Raw genomic sequence first — 2,667 nt, 5'->3', positions numbered from 1 at the left:
TATTGCTCGATTTACCCATTGAAATACAATCCAAAATTTATAGATATTTGCAGACTCGTGATATTGTCTGTTTAACACTGACAAATTCATACATTAACAACGCTCTCAAAAATGATGCATCATTGGTAAGGGCATGGTATCGCCAGATTGCTTCATCTCACCAGGCTATTCCAAGAACCATCGGCACTGCAAAAGATAAAGATCAACTCGAGGATTGGTTGAGCCGTTTTACAAAGGATAAGGCATTAGTCAAATCAGTCATGGATCGCCAGGCGAGTTTTTATTGCCCTGCCCTGTTCTTTTCCACTCTCACTCAACTGATGATTGAATGTAAAACATTTAAATTTGAGACAAAGGCCACCCTTCCCAATTATGGCGAGATCAACTCAGCTACCTTGAGTGCCGATGGTCACTATCTGGTGAGCATCTGTGATCGTCAAACGGTGAAAATCTATGGCCGGGAGACCGACGGATCATGGCAAGCAAAAGGCACTATCTCCCATAATGGTTCTGTCAGATCATTCATGCTCAGTAACGATGGCCACTATGTGGTGACCGCCAGTGCAGACGGCAAGGCGAGAATCTATGGTAAAAAGGACGAACGATCATGGGAAGAAAAAGCCATCATTTCCCATGATAACCCTCTCACATCAGCCACCTTCAGCGCCGATGGTCGCTTTGTAGTGACCACCAGTATCAATGGCAAGGCGAAAATCTACGGCCGGGAAGACGATGGGTCATGGACAGAAAAAGCCATTATTAGCCACAACACTTTAGTATCATCGTCCACCTTCAGCGCCGATGGTCGCTATGTGGTGAGCACCAGCTATGATTGCAAAGCGAAAATCTATGGCAAGATTCACGATGGGTCATGGATAAAAAAAGCCATCATTCACCATGATGATTCAGTCATATCAGCCACCTTCAGCGCCGATAGCCGCCATATGATCACCTTTAGTGCAGATAGCAACGTCAATACAGGTCTCAAGGTCAAAATCTGTGGCCTGGAGGACGATGGGTCATGGGAAGAAAAAACCATCTTTTCCCATGGAGATCATTTCCTCTCTGCCACCTTCAGCGCCGATAGCTGCCATATGGTAACCTCCGGTCAAGATGGCAGGGCGATAATCTATGGTCAGGAAGACGGATCATGGAAAGAAAAAGCCACCATTTCTCATAATGGTTGGGTCTACTCAGCCACCTTCAGCCCCGATAGCCGCTATGTGATCACCCACGGTCAAGATAATGAGGCGAAAATCTATGGCCAGAACGATCATGGATCATGGGAAGAAAAAGCTACCATTTCCCATCATATGCAAATCAACTCAGTAGCCTTTAGCGCCGATAGCCGCCATGTGATCACCCTCGGTGTAGACAGGAAGGCGAAAATCTATAGCCGAAAGCTCAATGGATCCTGGGAAGGAAAAACCGTCGTTTTCTTTGTTTCATATCTCAAATCAGCAAGCTTTAGCATCGATGGACGCCATGTGGTCATCACCACTAACAATAACGAGGCGGAAATTTATGGCCAGACAAGCGATGGGACATGGCAGAAAAAAGCCTACATTTCCAATCTTAGAGGGATCACCTCAGCCACCTTCAGCGCCGATGGCCATCTGTTGATCATCCATGAAAATGAGCCGGCGAAAATCATTGAGCTAAGGATGGATGAATGACTAGCTTGAACTTTTTATGCAGATTAACCAGGCTACCGCCGCCATCCATTGAAAGGCGACCTTGACTACTTAGTCTTAATGACAAGAATGTTAATCACCATAACAAAATATCAAACAATGAATTTAGATTATTGTCCAATAAGCTAAAGACTTAAAAGGAGAGTGATTAATGACAATAATAAACGGTTCATTACTTGGAGATATCGTTAAGTTTCATAAACCAGAGCATCATGCCAACACGGCAGTCATCGTAATAGATGAGATGGATAAAAAATGGAGTTCTGAGACTGTTGAGAATCATCTTGTTAGAAAACAAAGCCAACAAGAAACCCTTCGCTTTTGTAAAGAGCTTGGATGTAGAATCATTGTCGTTCATGAGCACAAAGAAGCACATCCAAGGCATATCTATGATGTTATTAAAAAACCAGATTTTCACTGCACCAAGCAAGCGCTAGGTGTGCTTAACGCAAAAACTGAGCCTCCCTTATTGCCTTTTTTAAAAGAAAGAAAGATTACAAGCCTTGTTCTTATGGGGGGTCACTACCGTATGTGTGTTCGAGAATCTTTGATAGGCCGTTGTTCTTTTGGGCTTTTAAGTTCTGGCATTCTTAATCATCAAATTACCGTACTCACATCGCCGTCTTTACTGGCTAGTTACAGACCTGAAATGTATCAATTAGAGCCTAAATTTTCGGCTGATGCCTGTTCATTCAATAACAAAAATGGTGATTTTATCGCAGATGCTCAATGGCCAGTTTTTGCATTACACACAGGAATGAGAATCTATACAAAAATTTCTGATTAGCTTCGATCTTGCTTTGTGCAGCTGATGAGCCGCAAAGGGAACTTTAAACATCAGCTTGCCAGGATAGCGTAAATAGTTTCCGAAAAAGTTTTCGAAAAATAGTGTCAAAAAAACTCTTGCCATATCCTATTCCAGGAGCCTGTCGGACTTAAGACTGTCCTACTGCGGTTGCAATAAATTGGTCTA

Annotated in this window: 2 protein-coding genes; both read left to right on the top strand. The window is 43.2% G+C overall.

The features are described 5' to 3' along the window. Window positions 1-1,676: hypothetical protein (locus tag KDK19_RS18895; protein ID WP_257287287.1), on the top strand; the 1,676-nt coding region annotated here is incomplete at its 5' end. A 169-nt stretch (window positions 1,677-1,845) separates the two neighbouring features. Next, a complete protein-coding gene (locus KDK19_RS18890; RefSeq protein ID WP_257252638.1) occupies window positions 1,846-2,481 on the top strand; it encodes a hypothetical protein in 636 nt (211 codons plus the stop codon). The last annotated feature ends 186 nt before the right edge of the window (window positions 2,482-2,667 follow it).

This window comes from Endozoicomonas sp. ONNA1 (assembly GCF_024606325.1).
Taxonomy (GTDB): Bacteria; Pseudomonadota; Gammaproteobacteria; order Pseudomonadales; family Endozoicomonadaceae; genus Endozoicomonas_A.
Note: the sequence above shows the minus strand (reverse complement) of the source record. Positions and strands in the feature narration are given on the sequence as shown.

Coding starts and splice junctions, on each gene's coding strand:
- KDK19_RS18890 (WP_257252638.1), top strand. CDS start 1,846: ATGACAATAATAAACGGTTCATTACTTGGAGATATCGTTAAGTTTCAT.